Source organism: Thioalkalivibrio versutus, assembly GCF_001999325.1.
In the GTDB taxonomy this organism is placed as follows: domain Bacteria; phylum Pseudomonadota; class Gammaproteobacteria; order Ectothiorhodospirales; family Ectothiorhodospiraceae; genus Thioalkalivibrio; species Thioalkalivibrio versutus.
Genome location: NZ_MVAR01000012.1, coordinates 59,217 through 75,583, shown reverse-complemented (window position 1 = coordinate 75,583; position 16,367 = coordinate 59,217). Strand labels below are relative to the sequence as shown.

Sequence of the window (16,367 nt, the reverse complement as noted above, 5' to 3'; positions counted from 1 at the left end):
GTGCCGGGTCACGAAACCCTGTCCGACCCAACGGCCACTTCCACCCGGCCCACCAACCTGGCACCGAGACCGCCCATGTCGTATCTCAAGGACTACCCCAACCCGGAAGGCTACTTTGGCGAATTCGGCGGCGCCTTCCTGCCGCCGGAGCTGGAACCGCATTTCGCCGAGATCAACCACGCCTATCGGACCCTGGCGCGCTCCGGCGATTTCCTGAACGAACTTCGCTACATCCGCAAGCACTATCAGGGGCGCCCGACGCCGGTGTACTACGCCCATAACCTGAGCCGTTCGGTGGGCGCGCATATCTATCTCAAGCGCGAAGACCTGAACCACTCCGGCGCGCACAAGCTGAACCACTGCATGGGCGAGGCGTTGCTGGCCAAGCACATGGGCAAACGCAAGCTGATCGCCGAGACCGGGGCCGGCCAGCACGGCGTGGCGCTGGCCACTGCGGCGGCCTACTTCGGCATGGAATGCGAAATCCACATGGGCGAGATCGACATCGCCAAGGAAGCGCCCAACGTGACCCGCATGAAGCTGATGGGGGCCCAGGTGGTGCCGGTCTCCTTCGGTGGACGCTCGCTGAAGGAGGCCGTGGATTCCGCCTTCCAGTCCTACCTGTCGCAGGCAGACGAGGCCCTGTTCGCGATCGGTTCCGTGGTCGGGCCGCACCCGTTTCCGCTGATGGTGCGCAACTTCCAGTCGGTGGTCGGCATCGAAGCCCGCGAACAGTACCTGGAGATGAGTGGTGGCGAGCTGCCGGATCACGTGGTCGCCTGCGTCGGCGGCGGGTCCAACGCCATGGGCATGTTCGCCGGCTTCATCGAGGACGCCCAGGTGCAACTCAACGGCGTGGAGCCGCTGGGGCGCGGCACCAAGCTCGGCGAGCACTCCGCCACCATGACCTACGGCAAGCCGGGCATGATCCACGGCTTCAAGTGCATGCTGCTGGCCGACGCGGAGGGCAACCCGGCCCCGGTCCACTCCATCGCCTCCGGGCTGGACTATCCCGGCGTCGGCCCCGAGCACTCCTACCTCAAGACCACCCAGCGCGTCGCCTACCACGCCATCAACGACGACGCGGCCCTGGATGCCTTCTACCAGCTCTCGCGCACCGAGGGGATCATCCCGGCCCTGGAAAGTGCCCATGCGGTGGCCTGGGCCATGAAGCACGGCCGCGAGAACCCCGGCACGACGATCCTGGCCAACCTCTCCGGTCGTGGCGACAAGGACATCGACTACGTCGCCCGCGAGTTCGGACACGGATAGCCCGCCTCGCCAATACGGCTCGAAGGCGGCGCGACGGGAACTTCAGGCCAGGTTGCGCCGGTCTCAGTCTTGTTGACCACGGGCGGAGGCCTCGCGATGGCAGGCGGATGGGCAAAAGACGGTGCGGAGCAGGAGCAGATCGACAACACGGTCGAGGACGCCCTGCAACGGGTGCGCAGCCAGATTCCCACCGGGGAAGGTCTGAAAGAATGCGAGGAATGCGGGGCGCCGATTCCCGAAGGCCGGCGCCAGGCCCTGCCGGGCGTGCGCCTGTGCGTGGACTGTCAGGAGGCGGAGGACGCGGCACAGCAGGCCACCAGCCCCTACAACCGGCGGGCCTCCAAGGACAGCCAGCTTCGTTGAGCTCGCCCTAGAGATACTTCATCCGGCCCCGGATGGACTCCAGATCGGATGCGACGTCCTTAAGGGTCGCGCCATCGTCGTCACTGCCAACCACGAGCCCCTTGCCGGAAACCGGGATCACGCTGTCGATCTGAAAGCGCCCGGTGGTTCCGCGCAGGAAGCACTCTTCGTCGAAGAACAGGCGATCACCATCCGGCCCGATCTCGTCGGACTCGAGCGTGTCGTACCCGATCAGCCGGGCGATGTCGTCACGCCCTTGGACGTCCACGGCTTCGATCGTCTGCTGCTCCGGATCAATCAACAAGGCCTTCATGCGGTTCCCCTCTGCACGGGTGGTTCATCGTCGGTACCACGGTAAAGGTCCGGCGGCCGCGCGGCCACCGCACACGTACTCCGCATGCACCTATACTCCCTGGAGATGATCGCGCGGAGGCTTCCCGTGACCCATACGGCGTATATCTCGCATCCCGACTGCCTGCTGCACGACTCGGGGCCCCACCACCCGGAACGGGCCGACCGCCTGCACGCCGTTCGTAACGCCCTGCTCGACGAAGGCCTGATGGAAGGCCTGCACCTTCTGGATGCCCCGCCAGCCACCGATGCGCAGCTCCAGCGGGTGCACACCCCGGCGCACGTCGCCCGCATTCGCGCCAACGCCCCCGCCCTAGGACATCACGCGCTGCTGGACCCGGACACGGCCATGGGCGAACACTCGCTACAGGCCGCCCTGCGCGCCGCCGGGGCCGGCATCGAGGGCGTGCGGGCCGTCATGGAGGAGGACGTGGACAATGCCTTCTGCGCCATCCGTCCGCCCGGCCATCATGCCGAACGCGAACGCGCGATGGGCTTTTGCCTGTTCAACAACATCGCGGTGGCCGCTGCGCATGCCCTGGAGCACTACGCGCTGTCGCGCGTGGCCATCGCCGATTTCGACGTGCACCACGGAAACGGCACCGAGGACATCTTCCGGGATGATCCCCGAGTGCTCTACTGCTCCAGCTTTCAGCACCCGTTCTACCCGGACACGCCGCGAGCCGAACGGGACCATCTGATACATACCCCGCTTGCCGCCGGCACGACCGGGGCGCAGTTCCGCGCGGCGGTCCGCCACGACTGGTTGCCGGCACTGGAACAGTTCCGCCCCCAACTGGTGCTCGTCTCGGCCGGCTTCGACGCGCATCGGGACGAAGCCCTCGCGGGCCTGAACCTCGACGCGGACGACTTTTCGTGGATCACCCACGAACTCACCCGCATCGCCGCGCGGTATGCCGGCGCGCGTCTGGTCTCGATGCTGGAAGGCGGCTACGCCCTCCCGGCCCTGGGCCGAAGTGCGGCGGCCCATGTGCGCGCGCTTTGTGAGGCCCCGCGCCGCTAGGGAAACACTGATCAGTGTTTTCTTACGCCGGCACAACAAGAACCGGCCGCGGCCTTTGCAATCCGCCGATTGCCGGTCTTTACTCAACGAGATTGCCACCGCGGCAGTTGGTGTGGCCGCCATACAAGACCAAGAAGCGAGGAGAAGACGGTGAGCGAGAATCCGCACGATCTCGAAGAGCAGAAAAAGGAACTGGAAGCGGAATACGACACCGAGCACGAGATCGGTGATCAGAACATCAACCCGCTTGGGCTGGACCTGCACAATCCGGTCTTCGTCACCAGCGCCCTGTTGATTGTCGTATTCGTCATCCTGTCCCTGGTCTTTCCGGAACAGGCCAACGAGCACCTCGACAACACGCGTCAGTGGATCGGCCGCTCCTTTGACTGGCTGTTCCTGTCGGCCGGCAACATCTTTGTCCTGTTCTGCCTGGCCCTGGTCGTCCTGCCCATCGGGCGCATCCGCATCGGCGGCCAGGACGCCAAGCCGGAATTCTCCGTCATGTCCTGGTTTTCGATGCTGTTCGCCGCCGGCATGGGCATCGGTCTGATGTTCTGGAGCGTAGCCGAACCGGTGGGCTACTTCACCGAATGGTTCGGCACGCCGCTGGGGATCGAAGGCGGGACCGAAGAATCCCGGCAGGCGGCGCTGGGGGCCACCATGTATCACTGGGGCCTGCACCCCTGGGCGATCTACGCGGTCGTCGGCCTGGCGCTGGCGTTCTTCGCCTACAACAAGGGCATGCCGCTAACCGTCCGCTCGGCGTTCTATCCCATCCTCGGGGAGCGCATCTGGGGCCCGATCGGCCACGTGATCGACATCCTGGCCGTGCTGGCGACCATGTTCGGCCTGGCCACCTCGCTGGGCCTGGGTGCGCAGCAGGCCGCTTCGGGCATCGGATTCCTGTTCGACATCGATACCGGCCTGAACACCCAGATCGCCATCATCATCGGCGTGACCATCATTGCACTGCTGTCGGTCATGCGCGGCATCCATGGCGGCGTCAAGCTCCTCAGCAACATCAACCTGGTGTTCGCCGCAGTGTTGTTGCTGTTCGTGATGGTCGCCGGCGGCGTCCTCGCATTCCTCTCCAGCATCGGCACCACGGTCACCGGGTACGTGCAGTACTTCATCCCGCTCAGCAACCCGGTCGGGCGCGAGGACGAGACCTTCTACCACGCCTGGACCATCTTCTTCTGGGCCTGGTGGATCTCCTGGTCGCCGTTCGTCGGCATGTTCATCGCCCGCGTCTCCCGCGGCCGTACGGTGCGCCAGTTCGTCACCGCCGTACTGCTAGTGCCGACCCTGGTCACCGTCGTCTGGATGAGTGCCTTCGGCGGCTCCGGCCTGGCCCAGGCACGCGACGGCGTTGGCGCCCTGGCGGACGGCATCTCCGACTCCTCCCTGGCCCTGTTCCAGATGCTGGAGCACCTGCCGTTCACCGCCATCACCTCGTTCCTGGCGATCGCCCTGGTGCTGGTGTTCTTCATCACCTCCTCGGACTCCGGTTCCCTGGTGATCGACTCCATCACCTCGGGCGGCAAGACCGACGCCCCGCAATCCCAGCGCCTGTTCTGGGCCACCACCGAGGGCGTGGTCGCGGGGGTCCTGCTGGCGGTTGGCGGCGCGGCGGCCCTCAATGCACTGCAGGCGGGGGCGGTGAGCACCGGCCTGCCATTCGTCGTCGTGCTGCTGCTGATGTGCGTCAGCCTGATGAAGGGACTGTTCCACGAACTGGCCCTGATCCGCATCGAGGAAGCCAAGACCTGACGCCGGCCGCCGTCTGGATGGTCACCACAGGCCATCCAGCCTCCCCACCCGGCCCCCGCGCCCGCCGGTCTCGGCGCCGCGGGGGCCGTTCCGTTCGGGACAACCACCCCCGGAATCGGGCATCCTCTCGCGGATGAGTCCACACGCCCCGGCCCAACACCCATGAGCTTCCGTCAAGCGGTCGCGCGACACCCGCTGCTGGCCGGGATGGCCTTTCAGGCCGCGCTGATCCCGCTCGCCCTGATCCTGGCCCGGGTGGCCGGCATCCCGCTCGACGAGCGAATCGACTGGAGCCTGGAGGCCGCAGCGCTGGGCGCCCTTGCCGTGTTGCCCATGCTGATGCTGCTCGGCACGCTCGCACTCAGCGGCTGGGAGCCCTACCGCGCACTGGCCGACCAGGTCCGCGATTTCGTGCACCAGCTCTTTCGCAACGCCCTGCCTGGCGCCGTGCTGCTGATCGCCATCCTCGCCGGCGTGGGCGAGGAACTGCTGGTGCGGGGCGTGCTGCAGGGCTGGCTGACCGAACGTTGGTCACCCGAGTGGGCCATCGTCGCCGCGGCAATTGTGTTTGGACTCGCCCATTCGATCAGCCGCCTGTACTTCGTGTTCGCCACCGTCATCGGGCTCTACCTCGGGCTGCTCTATCACCTGACCGGCAACCTGCTGGTGGTGATCGTCACCCATGCCCTGTACGACTGGATCGTCATCCACTGGTACCTGCGTTCCCGCGATGCCGGCAGGCGCGGCGCATGATCATCCATGCAATCACCCAGGGGGAACGGGCCCGCCAAGTCCCGCCTTGCCACTGCTGGATGACACTCCACGGGCCGGGGGTCGACGTCACCGACTGCCTGTCCCGGGAGCACGCGACAGGCTTCCGGACTACGGGATCGGTGCGCTGGCGCGCCGAACGAGGACGGGGTGGGCGCGTTCAGAACGCGCTCGGGCCATGGCCCGAGCGCGTCTGTTCCATGAATTGAGCCAGGCGCGCCGGCCGCCCGAGATAAAAACCCTGTACCAGATCACAGCCCAGAGCGCGCAGGCGCTCGAGGGTTTCCTGATCTTCCACGCCTTCGGCCACCACGCTCAAGCCCATTTTCTGGCCGAGCCCGATCATGGATTCCACGATGCGCTGGTGCGGCCGGCTGGACACCAGTTCGTGGACAAAGGTCATATCGATCTTGAGCTCATCGAGCGGCATGCGCAGCAGCCGCTCCATCGACGAATAGCCAATACCGAAGTCATCCATGGACACCCGCAAGCCCAGGTCCTTCATCCCGTGCAGGGCCGCACGCGCCTCGGCGTCGTGACTCTCCATCACCGCGGTTTCGGTCAGCTCCACCGTGACGCTCTCCGCCGGCACCTGCCAGACCTCCAGTGACTGGGCCACCAGATCCACCACCTCCCGTTCCTGCAGGTCATCGGCAGAAAAATTCACCGAGATCCCCGCGTCCAGTCCGGCCTGGCGGTACTCGGCACACTGGCGCAGGGCCGTGTTGAAGACCCAGTGCGTCAGCCGGGGCATCAGGTCCGTTCCCTCCGCCGCGCGCACCATGGTGTCCGGACGGATCGAGCCGTACTGCGGGTGATCCCAGCGCAACAAAGCTTCCACCGACTGCACGCAGCCCGATGCCAGCGCGACCTGTGGCTGATACTCGAGGTGCAGGCTTCCCTCCTCGATGGCCTGCCCCAGCTGGGACCACAGATCCACGCCCTCCAGCATGGTTGCCGCCGCCTCCGGGGCATACAGGCGCAGGCGCGCCCGAGCCCGCCGCGCCTGCCGAACTGCGGCATAGGCATGGGCCAGCAACTCCTGCGGGCGCACCACCCGGGGGCCCGCCAGCGCCAGCCCGGCACGCGGCCAAAGCAGCACCTGCCGCTCGCCACAGGCAAACGGTTCACTCAACACCCGCAGCATCTTGTGGGCCGCCAGCTCGGCGAACCCGCTCCCGGCCACGGCCAGCTGCGCACAGGTGATCTGATGGCGTCCAGTGATACCGACCAGGCCGTCCGCCAGGGCGCGGGCCAGTGCCTGACCCGCGTTCCGGATCAGCTCGTCTCCCGCGGCATACCCCAGGGCCGCGTCCACGTCCCTTAGCCCCTCCAGTTCGATGACGGTCACGGCTGCTTGCGCCCCGGCGTCCTGCGGGCACGGAGAAATCCCGTCCAGCGCACGGAGAAAATCGGGGTATTCAAACAGCTTCGACATCGGGAGAGTTCCTGCTGCTACGCCCATGCGGCGAAATCAGTACATGCGGATCCCATGTACGGAATGCGCATCTACTCAAAGATAATAGCGCGCCGGGTCGACCCCGTAGGCGCCCGCCGGAAGGTCGCGCAGGATCTGGCGCCGCGCCCCCTCGGACTCCGGCGCGTGCGACCCCAGATCCAGCTCCCACGGGTCGGGATACGGCATATGGGACGGATCGAGGATGCGCATCACCCGGGGCATGAAGCGCTGCGTGCGGCGGTGACTCAGCACGATCGCGACCTCACCGTTATCCAGCTCCACCAGGCTGCCCACGGGAAACAGCCCCACGCAGTGGGTGAACTGATCCACGAGCGCCGAATTCAGCCCCCAGCGCGCGTTCTCCCGCAGTTCCTTCAGGGCCTCGAAGGGGGTCCCGGCCAGGCCGCCTTCCGTCAGCATCTCCTCGTAGGAATCCACGATAGCCGCCATGCGCGCATAGGCACTGATCTGGTTGGCCACCAGACCCCGTGGGTAGCCACGCCCGTCCTCGCGTTCGTGGTGCTGGGCGACAATGTCGCGCACGCCCTCCGGGATCCCGTGGGAGCACTGCAGAATGGTCTCGCCATATTCCACGTGCCGCTGAATCTCGCGCCGCTCATCCGGGGACAGCCGCGTGCGGCGCCCCAGGAGCGTCCGCGGCATCTGCATCTTGCCGATATCCATCAGCAGCCCCCCCAGCCCGAGGACCGACAATTCGGCTCGATCCAGCCCCATGTGCCGACCCAGCGCCAGAAGATGGATCGCGACATTGAGCGAGTGGGCGTACAGCACGTCGTCCGAGTGGCTCAGCCTGGCCAGCAGCAGCAGGGCGTCCGGGTTGCGCTCCACGCTCTCGCGCAACGCCTCGGACGCCTCCCGGGCCGCCGACAGAGGGACCCCGGGATTACGCTCCATGCCGGCACGGATCTGCTCCAGAACACGCCCGACAATCGCCTGAGCCTCCTTGGCCGCCGGGAGCTCCTGCTCCACCGAACAGTGATCGCGATACACCGTCATACCGCGGAACTGGGCGGCCTCGGCCCGGCTCGAGGCCGTCGCGGCAGCCCGCGCGGATCCCGCGGCCGGTGGCAGCCGGCTCAACGACTCCGGCGCGCTCTTATCCAGATCAACGAATACATGCACACAATGCCGGGCGAGCTCGTCGACATCGTCCTGCGAGCGAATCCGCACCCCCTCGACCAGATAGGGCGTCTCCAGCCACGGGCGATCGAGCCGGCTGACGTACATACCAACCTGCAGGTCGGAAACCGGGATCTCCTGCTGTAACAGTCCCCAAGGCATACCACTGTTGTCCAACTGTCGCATCTGGCCGCGACGATGTTCGGCCAGCTTTGCATCACCTCTACCTTAGCGCCGCTCCCCGAGGCGGAACAGCGCTTTAGTACAGAACCCGCTAGGCGTTCGCAAATGTCGGCACCGGCTGGCCCAATCCGGCGGACAGAGGGCCGCGCTCGACACTGCGGCGGCGTCAGTCGCGCGCCTGCCGAATGGCCAGAGCCATCTGATTGCGCACCGCTTTCAGGGCCCGCAGGACCGTCGGTTCCACGGCGGCGCCGGCCGGCAATTCCAGATACAGCAGCCCGATACAACGATCACGCACCGCCAGCGGCAGCAGCAGAAAACTGCGCGCATCCAGAGCCTGGCGGAACTCGTCGGGGATATAACGGCTGATCGAGGCCTCGTGGCTGTCGGTGATGACCAGGTCCTTCTTCTGTTCCAGGGCCAGCGACAGAATGTCGCCCTTGCCCGCAAGCGTGAGTCGCAGCCGTCCGGACAGCGTCTCGGCATCCTTTCCGAAGGCGGTATGCGCCACCAGCACCCGATGCTCGCGATCGGCGAGCATCAGCATTACCCGGCGCAGACCGAGGGTCTGGTACAGGGTCTCGAGCGTTGTCTGCATCAAGGTGTTCAGCTCGAACTCGCCCACCATGCTGTCCAGCATGTCGGTCAGGGTCTCCATCAGTGCCGCGGCCTGTGCGTCGGGATCGGCAGTTGCGGCTGCCGCCGCTTCGCCGCTCCCCCCCGCGGGCTCGATATCCGCCGCGTCGCTGTCATCGATCTGCACACCCAGATTCGCCTTCAGCCGGTTCAGCGGCTCGCGGCCCTCCGGCGGCAGCTTGACCACCGTCAGGAAGTGATCCATGTGCTCGCGCCCGGACTTGATGGCCCGCTGCATGCCGCGGGCATCCACGCCCAGGGCACGTTCGTAGCGCCTGCGCAGATCGGTGAGCAAGGCGCCCTGCTGGTCGCGATCCGCCTGGGTAATGCATTGCCCCATCTCCGACGCCAGGGTGACGATGCGGTGCAGGCGCTGGTCGGCATCCCGCGCTGCCGGCAGCGTGCCCGAGGGAGCCCGTTCCACCGACGTAACGATCTCGCGCGGGAAGTTCCAGTCCTCCAGCACGCTGCGCGCCAGGGCCTCGTAGGAGATACCGAGGACCTGACGGGCGGCACTGCCCTCGCTCGTACCCTGACCCACACGAATGCGGATTTCGTCCGCCTCCTCCGGCAGGTAGTACAACACCAGCATGCGGCCGATATCGTGGAACAGAGCGCAGACAAAGGCCTGCTCGCTCTCCACCCCGCCGACCTGTTCCGCCAGGTCGCGCGCCAGCATGGCGCTGAACAGGGTGCCGACCAGCGCCTCCATCAGGCGTCCGGAATGACGTCCGCCCTTGAGGTTTTCGAACAGCACCAGCCCGAGCGCCGCCGTGCGCACCTGCTCGAAGCCCAGCAGCACGATCGCGCGCGAAACGGTGCGGATATTGCCGCCAAAGTTGCTGTAAAAGGGGGAGTTCGCCAGCCGAAGCAGCTTCTGCGTGGTGGCGTAGTCCTTTAGCACGGCATTCGACAGCTCGGCCACCGAGCGCTTCATGGTGTCGTCGGAACACTGGGTAATCTCGCGGATATGGCTGGAGATGCCGGGGAAATCAGGCTTGCGTCGGATCCGCCGCAGGATGAAGTCCTGCGATCCGTCGCCCGTCTGGCTTTCGCCCTCGACGGCCACCACCAGCGCCTCGCGAAACTCGCGGGCCGATGCAAAACGCTCGGCGGGATCCGGGCGGGTGGCCCGAAGTACCAGGGCGTCGAAGCGTTCGTCGCCATTGCCGGTGCGACCGGAGGGTGGCTCCAGCGCCCCCGCCTGCATCGCCTGCCGGATCGCCGCGGGGGTATCACCGGCAAACGCGCGCTCGCCCGTCAGCATCTCGAAGAACAAGGCCCCCAGGGAGAACACGTCGGACCCTTCGGTCGCGGCCTCGTTTGCCAGCCGTTCCGGCGCCAGATAGTAGGGTGTATCCGGCAGGTGGCTCTCGCCGCGCGCGGCCACGTCGGGCAACGCCATGCCCAGCCCGGTGATGCGCGCATGCCCCTCGGGGTTTACGGTCACGTTCGCCGGCTGCAAGGCCCCGTGCAGGATGCCCTGCTCGTGCGCCGCCGCCGCCGCATCCAGCAGCTCGCGCATCAGGGCCAGGGCGCGATCGATCGGCAAGGGTCCGCGCGCCAGGATTTGCTCCAGGGTCTCGCCCTCGACGTACTCGAACACCAGGTAGACGCCCTCGGCGTAGTCCCCCGCCTCGAAGATTGGAGCGATGTTCGGGTGTCGAAAGCGGCTTAACCGGCGGGCATCTTCAAGCAATGCCTGGCGGGTCGAAGCGTCCGCCGCGACGTTGGTCAGCGTTCGAATCGCGACCTGCCGATCCAGCAGCGGGTCGTGCGCGACATAGAGCCCGTCGCGGGCACTCGTACCCAGCGTCCGCGTGATCCGGAAGCGTTCGATCTCGGGCACCGCCATGCGGTCAACCATCGGCCACCCCCCGATTCCCCATGCCCACGTTATCGACCCGAACGATTGTCAGCCCCACCATGTACGGATCCATCCGTCTTCTCCCTGTATTCAACGGGGCCCACCCCGGCCCCCCACCGACCCTCCGAGGAGGGCCTCCATCTCAATCAGCTGGGTCGCGCGCGTGTTCCTTGAGGATGTCCAGCGGGATCACCGCCAGGGTCTCCTCGTGCGTCGCGCGCAGGAAGACCCCGGGCGCCGCCCCCGCCCGGTAGGCCTCCAGCCAGCGCGCGGCGCACAGGCACCAGCGATCCCCGGCCTCCAGGCCGGGGAAGCCGAATTCCGGAACCGGCGTGATCAGATCATTCCCCCGTGCCAGGGAGAAATCGAGAAACTCGCGGGTGAGCTCGGCGCACACGGTATGCATGCCCTGGTCGTCGTAGCCGGTGGCACAACGGCCGTCGCGATAAAAACCAGTGACCGGTCCGCGACTGCAGGGCTCCAGGGCCCCGCCAAACACGTTCTTCGAGGGAAATGGCTGCATTGAGGGAATCTCCGTCTGCTATTCCTACAGGATAACGGAGACCCGGCCTCCCAACGCGAGCGTTTACTCCATCCGGGGGAATTCAGTCGGCGTCCGGCCAGCCCCATTCGTCCAGAAACGCGCGCAGGTTCTCGGGCTGGTAGGCGACATCCTTCCGATAGCGTTCCAGGGCACTCGGATGCACCTCGGTCGGGTGACCCGACTGGTACAACGGACGCCGATAGCGCCGTCGCAGGCGATAGATGTGCCGCCGCGAGCGGTGCAGCGACGCCAGCGGGTCGGGGCGCAGGTTATCCGGCAGATACCCCTCCACTTGCAGTCCGGCCATCCGGGCTTGCTCGATCATCCACGCCAGCGGGGCCTCTGACGCGAGACGCCCCACGGCATCCGGGGCGTAGCCGCCGCCCACGTCGGCATGCACGCCACTGAACCACAGCTGTTTCAGGTCCAGCCCCGGGCGCGGATCCCACAGGGTGGGCTCAAAGTCGGCTCGTGTCTCGTCGATCGCCATGGCATGGCGGGCGATGCGCACGTTGGGCCCCAGCTTGGTGTCGTAGAACTCGTCCGTACGATCGAACATTCCCAGCAGAGAGAACGGGATTCCCAACGCGCCGACCGTATCCCAGACACCAACAAAGCGGATCTCCCGCGAGGGATGTGCATGTTTCGCGCGAAAGGTACGCGAGGCTTCGCCCTCGGGCGCATGGCTGGCGCCGCTGTTCTTGTAGTGCCGAAAGGCCTGCTCGATCAACCGTGCATCCGGGCGCTTCAGGACCCCGCAGTTGTTGATCAAGCCGCACAGGCTGCGAACGGTGTACGCCCCGCGGCTGAAACCGAACAGGAATATCTCGCTGCCGGGGGCGTAGTTCTGCACGATGTAGCGATAGGCATCCTGGATATTCTTGTGGATGCCACGCCCGGTAACGCCACCCGAGATCTTTGCGTAGTACGCCCCCACGCCCCAGTCGTAGTAGACCTGCTGCGGGTCGCCCATGGCATCGGCGGGCGCAATGGCCGGACATTCGTCGGCACGTCCGACTCGACGTCCTCCTCCGGGCGATTCCAAGTTCCGTCCGCACAGATCACGATCCGTCGTGTCATTCGCTGGGCTCACATCCTTGTCGTCGGGCGGGCCCGGCGATCATTCGCCGCACGGCATGCCGCCGTGTGATGCCCCCTCAGGAGCCGATCTCGATCCGGCGCACGCCCGGCCGGGCGTCGTCCTTGCGCCGGGGGATGTCGATCTTCAGAACACCGTTCTTGAACCGCGCCTGGATGGCATCGATATCGGCGTCCCCGGGCAGGCTGAGGATACGGCGAAACTGTCCGTAGGCCCGCTCCACCCGATGGTAGCCCGCGTCGTCTTCCTCGGTCTCCTGGCGCTTCTCGCCGGAGATGATCAGGTCGTCGCCATCCACCGTCAGGTCGATCGCGTCCTCCTCGATCCCCGGCACCTCGACGCTGATCCGGTAGGCCTCGCGGCTCTCCGCGATATCCACACTGGGCTTGAGCAGCATCGAGGCGGCGGCATCACCCCCACGCATCCCGAGGGTCGAGCCAAAGAAATCCTCGAACATCCGGTCCATCTCGCGGTGCATGCGCATCAAGGGGTCGCCGCCCTCGCGCCGAGCCGGCACGACCTCCGTGCTCGCGGTCTCCTCGCGCTTGAACCAGTTCCACGGCTTGAGCTTTTGCAGGTCCATGGTGATCACCTCCGTTGCAAATCCTGTCTACCGAGTTAACTAGGTCGCGGAGAGGGACTTTTCAAGCCCTGCGAATCAGACCCCCCGAAAATCGGCTAGCCGCACCGGCTGACGCCGCGCGCCCCAGTTGCCGGGGCGCGCCTCGAACACCCCGGGCACCGATGCCCCGCAGGCGTTGCAGCAACCATCGGCGGTCAGTTTCCAGTCCGAGAGTTCGTACCCGTCGCGGCCAATCACGCGTTGCCCGCAGCCCGCACACCAGGTGCTCTGGCCCTCCGTGTCATGCACATTGCCGGTATACACGTGATGGAGACCCTGCTCGCGAGCGATGCGCCGCGCCCGCTGCAGCGTATCGATCGGCGTGCGCGGGTGTTCGGTCATCTTGAAATCCGGATGGAAGGCGGTGAAATGCAGCGGCACATCCGGCCCCAGATGCTCCCGGACCCATTGCGCCATGGAGGTGATCTCCGCATCGCTGTCGTTCTCCCCCGGGATCAGCAGCGTGGTGATCTCGACCCAGGTATCGGTCTCGTGCACCAGCCATTCCAGGGTGTCGAGTACTGGCTGCAGATGGGCCCCGGTCAGCTTGTGATAGAAGCGCTCGGTAAATGCCTTCAGGTCCACGTTCGCCGCATCCATGGCGGCAAAGAATTCGCCGCGCGCCTGCTCGGTGATGTAACCGGCCGTCACGGCCACCGTGCGGATATCCCGGGCGCGGCAGGCCGCCGCCACGTCGATGGCGTACTCGTGGAAGATCACCGGGTCGTTGTAGGTAAAGGCCACCGCGCGACAGTCCAGCGCCTCGGCGGCACGTGCAATGGTCTCGGGATCGGCGCGATCGGCCAGCGTGTCGATCTCGCGCGACTTGCTGATGTCCCAGTTCTGGCAGAACTTGCAGGCCAGGTTGCAGCCGGCCGTGCCGAACGACAACACCGGACTGCCCGGGAGGAAGTGATTGAGCGGCTTCTTCTCGATCGGATCCACGCAGTAGCCGGAGGAACGCCCATAGCTGGTCAGCACCACGGCATCGTCGAGATTGGCGCGCACAAAGCATGCGCCGCGCTGTCCGGGCTTCAGCTTGCAGTAGCGCGGGCACAGATCGCACTGTACGCGGCCATCCTCCAGGGCATGCCAGTAGCGCGTGGCGACGGTGAATGCGTCGTGTTCGGGGATGTCGTTCATATCCAGTCCAGACCGTGATTCATGGTCTTGAATATGAGGACACAATCCCAATATTCAACAACATAATGTTTGATGGAGCCCCCCAATGACGGCACAGCCCCGCATCCGCGAGCCCGCCATCGCGGGCCAGTTCTACCCTGCCGATCCCGAGGAGCTGCGCGCCACGGTCACCCGCTTGCTCGATGCCGTCCCACTCGTAGCGGACGCGGCGCCGCCCAAGGCCCTGATCGCGCCGCATGCCGGCTACCCGTACTCCGGCCCGGTGGCGGCCTCGGTCTATGCGCACATCCGCCCCCTGGCGGGGAAGATCCAGCGCGTCATCCTCTTGGGTCCGTCGCATCGCGTGCCCTTCCGCGGCATCGCGACCACTACGGCAACGGCCTACCGCAGCCCGCTGGGAGACCTCCCCGTGGACCACAAAGCCCTGGAAGCCATCGCGGACCTGCCCGGCGTCCAGTTACTGGACATCGCCCACGGACCGGAACACAGCCTGGAGGCCCACCTGCCGTTCCTGCAGGTGGCACTGGGGACATTCGAACTCGTCCCGCTGGTGGTCGGGGATGCCTCGTCCGAGCAGGTCGCGAGCGTGCTGGAACGGCTGTGGGGCGGCCCGGAGACCCTGATCGTCGTGAGTTCGGATCTCTCCCACTTCCACGACTATGCCACCGCGTGCCGCCTGGACACGGCCACCACCCGTGCCATCGAACAGCTGGACGAACACGCGCTGGGGCCGGAACAGGCCTGCGGCTGCCGGCCGCTGGCGGGCTTGTTGCGGCTCGCGCGGCAGCGCGGTCTCACCATCACCACACTGGACCAGCGCAACTCCGGCGACACCGCCGGCCCGCGCGACCAGGTGGTCGGCTACGGCGCCTGGATGCTGCAATGACGCACACCATCGACCTGCCCGCGCCGGCGCGCGAGCGCCTGCTGGAACTGGCCGCGGATGCCATCCGGCGGGCCGCGCACCATGCCCCCGCCCGCCCCATTGCACTGGAACAGGAGCCCGACCCGCTACCCGATCCCGGCGCCAGCTTCGTCACCCTGAAGCAAGGGGAAACCCTGCGCGGCTGCATCGGCACGCTGGAGGCCCACCAGCCCCTGGCCGCGGACGTCCTGCACAACGCTCGCGCGGCGGCGCTCAATGACCCGCGCTTTCCGCCGCTGCGCACGTCGGAACTGGCCGGTCTCGCCTACTCGGTCACGCTGCTGACCGCGTCGCGACCCATGGAGGCCGCGCACCGCAAGGGCCTGCTGGATCAGCTACAACCGGGCCGGGACGGCCTGGTCGTTCAGGCCGGAGCGCGCCGCGCCACCTTCCTCCCTGCGGTCTGGGAACAACTGCCCGACCCCGAGACCTTCCTCGATGCCCTGCTGCAAAAGGCCGGGCTGGCGCCGGGCGGCTGGCCCGACGGCCTGCAGGCCTGGCGCTACGGGTCCTTGGAGGTTGCCGGTGAACTTTGAACCGAGTGTGACGCTGTACCTGATCGTCGCCACCGTCGCGGTCTCCCTGCTCGCATGGCAGAACCCGCGCTGGTTGCAGGCGATGATCCATCACCCGCCATCGGTGCAGCGCGGCGAATACTGGCGCCTGGTGACCCACGGCTTCATCCATGCCGATGGCACCCATCTCGCGTTCAACATGATCACGCTGTTTTTCTTCGGCATGGCCATGGAGCGCGTGCTGGTGCCCGCGATCGGCATGGGCGGCTTCGTGCTGTTCTATCTGGCCGCCATCGTCCTCGCCAGTCTGCCAAGCCACCTGAGCCATCTGCGTGACCCGGGCTACCGCTCGCTGGGCGCTTCCGGCGCGGTCTCCGCGGTGCTGTTCGCCTACATCCTGCTGCAGCCGTGGTCGCTGTTGTTCGTGTTCTTTATCCCGGTCCCGGCCATCGTGTTTGCGGCGGTCTATGTCGGCTATTCGCTCTATGCCCAGCGCCAGAACCGCGACAACATCAACCACAGCGCCCACCTGTGGGGCGGCGCCTGGGGCATCGCCTTCATGCTGTGGCTGGAACCCGGCCTGCTGGCGCGATTCTTCCAGGAACTGCTCTCGCCCCTCGGGTGACCCCGGTTACTTGTCGGGCGCCCCGGGCAGTTCTAGCCTCTGCGCACTTTCCTCCCCG

Annotated in this window: 15 protein-coding genes and 1 pseudogene; 8 read left to right on the top strand and 8 right to left on the bottom strand. The window is 66.5% G+C overall.

Going from position 1 to position 16,367, the window contains the following annotated elements:
- The first annotated feature begins 75 nt into the window (after nt 1-75).
- A complete protein-coding gene (trpB, locus tag B0684_RS04440) occupies nt 76-1,272 on the top strand; it encodes a tryptophan synthase subunit beta (RefSeq protein WP_018649939.1) in 1,197 nt (398 codons plus the stop codon).
- Between the two features lie 96 nt (nt 1,273-1,368).
- Entirely contained in the window at nt 1,369-1,635 is a 267-nt protein-coding gene (locus B0684_RS04435; RefSeq protein WP_018649938.1) for a DksA/TraR family C4-type zinc finger protein, read from the top strand.
- Between the two features lie 7 nt (nt 1,636-1,642).
- Here B0684_RS04435 and B0684_RS04430 read toward each other — a convergent pair whose 3' ends face one another.
- Complete coding sequence (locus tag B0684_RS04430; protein WP_018649937.1) at nt 1,643-1,948, bottom strand: hypothetical protein; 306 nt, start codon at nt 1,946-1,948, stop codon at nt 1,643-1,645.
- A 126-nt stretch (nt 1,949-2,074) separates the two neighbouring features.
- On the opposite strand from B0684_RS04430, the gene B0684_RS04425 reads away from it, so the two are divergent.
- From B0684_RS04425 to B0684_RS04415, 3 genes are all read left to right on the top strand, one after another.
- Nucleotides 2,075-3,010: a histone deacetylase family protein gene (locus B0684_RS04425; RefSeq protein WP_018649936.1), complete on the top strand. Its 936-nt coding sequence runs from the start codon at nt 2,075-2,077 to the stop codon at nt 3,008-3,010.
- Nucleotides 3,011-3,160: 150 nt separating this feature from the next.
- Nucleotides 3,161-4,780, top strand: a complete 1,620-nt coding sequence (locus tag B0684_RS04420) for a BCCT family transporter (RefSeq protein WP_018649935.1) — start codon at nt 3,161-3,163, stop codon at nt 4,778-4,780.
- 162 nt (nt 4,781-4,942) lie between these two features.
- On the top strand, nt 4,943-5,533 hold the full coding sequence (locus B0684_RS04415) for a CPBP family intramembrane glutamic endopeptidase (RefSeq protein WP_018170075.1): 591 nt from the start codon (nt 4,943-4,945) through the stop codon (nt 5,531-5,533).
- 178 nt (nt 5,534-5,711) lie between these two features.
- On the opposite strand, the gene B0684_RS04410 is transcribed toward B0684_RS04415, so the two are convergent.
- From B0684_RS04410 to amrS, 7 genes and pseudogenes are all read right to left on the bottom strand, one after another.
- A complete protein-coding gene (locus B0684_RS04410; RefSeq protein ID WP_018649934.1) occupies nt 5,712-6,989 on the bottom strand; it encodes an EAL domain-containing protein in 1,278 nt (425 codons plus the stop codon).
- 75 nt (nt 6,990-7,064) lie between these two features.
- Nucleotides 7,065-8,312 (bottom strand): HD-GYP domain-containing protein, encoded by a 1,248-nt coding sequence (locus B0684_RS04405; protein WP_051080056.1) that lies wholly within the window; start codon nt 8,310-8,312, stop codon nt 7,065-7,067.
- 187 nt (nt 8,313-8,499) lie between these two features.
- Nucleotides 8,500-10,824, bottom strand: a complete 2,325-nt coding sequence (locus B0684_RS04400) for an HDOD domain-containing protein (protein WP_026313035.1) — start codon at nt 10,822-10,824, stop codon at nt 8,500-8,502.
- Between the two features lie 154 nt (nt 10,825-10,978).
- Nucleotides 10,979-11,359 (bottom strand): DUF2237 family protein, encoded by a 381-nt coding sequence (locus B0684_RS04395; protein ID WP_018144213.1) that lies wholly within the window; start codon nt 11,357-11,359, stop codon nt 10,979-10,981.
- A gap of 82 nt (nt 11,360-11,441) precedes the next feature.
- Nucleotides 11,442-12,460 (bottom strand): annotated as a pseudogene (locus tag B0684_RS04390) (DUF2235 domain-containing protein).
- Nucleotides 12,461-12,537: 77 nt separating this feature from the next.
- Nucleotides 12,538-13,062: an Hsp20/alpha crystallin family protein gene (locus tag B0684_RS04385; protein WP_026313034.1), complete on the bottom strand. Its 525-nt coding sequence runs from the start codon at nt 13,060-13,062 to the stop codon at nt 12,538-12,540.
- Nucleotides 13,063-13,137: 75 nt separating this feature from the next.
- Nucleotides 13,138-14,244, bottom strand: a complete 1,107-nt coding sequence (amrS, locus tag B0684_RS04380) for an AmmeMemoRadiSam system radical SAM enzyme (protein WP_018649930.1) — start codon at nt 14,242-14,244, stop codon at nt 13,138-13,140.
- 85 nt (nt 14,245-14,329) lie between these two features.
- Here amrS and amrB point away from each other — a divergent pair, with 85 nt between their 5' ends.
- Genes amrB through B0684_RS04365 form a run of 3 tightly spaced genes read left to right on the top strand, consistent with a single transcriptional unit; the run spans nt 14,330 to nt 16,309 of the window.
- Nucleotides 14,330-15,130, top strand: a complete 801-nt coding sequence (gene amrB, locus B0684_RS04375; protein ID WP_018170082.1) for an AmmeMemoRadiSam system protein B — start codon at nt 14,330-14,332, stop codon at nt 15,128-15,130.
- Nucleotides 15,127-15,705 (top strand): AmmeMemoRadiSam system protein A, encoded by a 579-nt coding sequence (gene amrA, locus B0684_RS04370; protein ID WP_018649929.1) that lies wholly within the window; start codon nt 15,127-15,129, stop codon nt 15,703-15,705. The genes amrB and amrA overlap by 4 nt, the downstream gene beginning before the upstream one ends.
- Complete coding sequence (locus B0684_RS04365; RefSeq protein ID WP_018649928.1) at nt 15,695-16,309, top strand: rhomboid family intramembrane serine protease; 615 nt, start codon at nt 15,695-15,697, stop codon at nt 16,307-16,309. Before amrA ends, B0684_RS04365 begins: the two co-directional genes overlap by 11 nt.
- Nucleotides 16,310-16,367: the final 58 nt, after the last annotated feature.

Bases quoted from the DNA above. Each gene is read 5' to 3' on its own strand.
- trpB (WP_018649939.1), top strand. From the start codon at position 76: ATGTCGTATCTCAAGGACTACCCCAACCCGGAAGGCTACTTTGGCGAA.
- B0684_RS04435 (WP_018649938.1), top strand. From the start codon at position 1,369: ATGGCAGGCGGATGGGCAAAAGACGGTGCGGAGCAGGAGCAGATCGAC.
- B0684_RS04430 (WP_018649937.1), bottom strand. From the start codon at position 1,948: ATGAAGGCCTTGTTGATTGATCCGGAGCAGCAGACGATCGAAGCCGTG.
- B0684_RS04415 (WP_018170075.1), top strand. From the start codon at position 4,943: ATGAGCTTCCGTCAAGCGGTCGCGCGACACCCGCTGCTGGCCGGGATG.
- B0684_RS04410 (WP_018649934.1), bottom strand. From the start codon at position 6,989: ATGTCGAAGCTGTTTGAATACCCCGATTTTCTCCGTGCGCTGGACGGG.
- B0684_RS04405 (WP_051080056.1), bottom strand. From the start codon at position 8,312: ATGCCTTGGGGACTGTTACAGCAGGAGATCCCGGTTTCCGACCTGCAG.
- B0684_RS04400 (WP_026313035.1), bottom strand. From the start codon at position 10,824: ATGGCGGTGCCCGAGATCGAACGCTTCCGGATCACGCGGACGCTGGGT.
- B0684_RS04395 (WP_018144213.1), bottom strand. From the start codon at position 11,359: ATGCAGCCATTTCCCTCGAAGAACGTGTTTGGCGGGGCCCTGGAGCCC.
- B0684_RS04385 (WP_026313034.1), bottom strand. From the start codon at position 13,062: ATGGACCTGCAAAAGCTCAAGCCGTGGAACTGGTTCAAGCGCGAGGAG.
- amrS (WP_018649930.1), bottom strand. From the start codon at position 14,244: ATGAACGACATCCCCGAACACGACGCATTCACCGTCGCCACGCGCTAC.
- amrB (WP_018170082.1), top strand. From the start codon at position 14,330: ATGACGGCACAGCCCCGCATCCGCGAGCCCGCCATCGCGGGCCAGTTC.
- amrA (WP_018649929.1), top strand. From the start codon at position 15,127: ATGACGCACACCATCGACCTGCCCGCGCCGGCGCGCGAGCGCCTGCTG.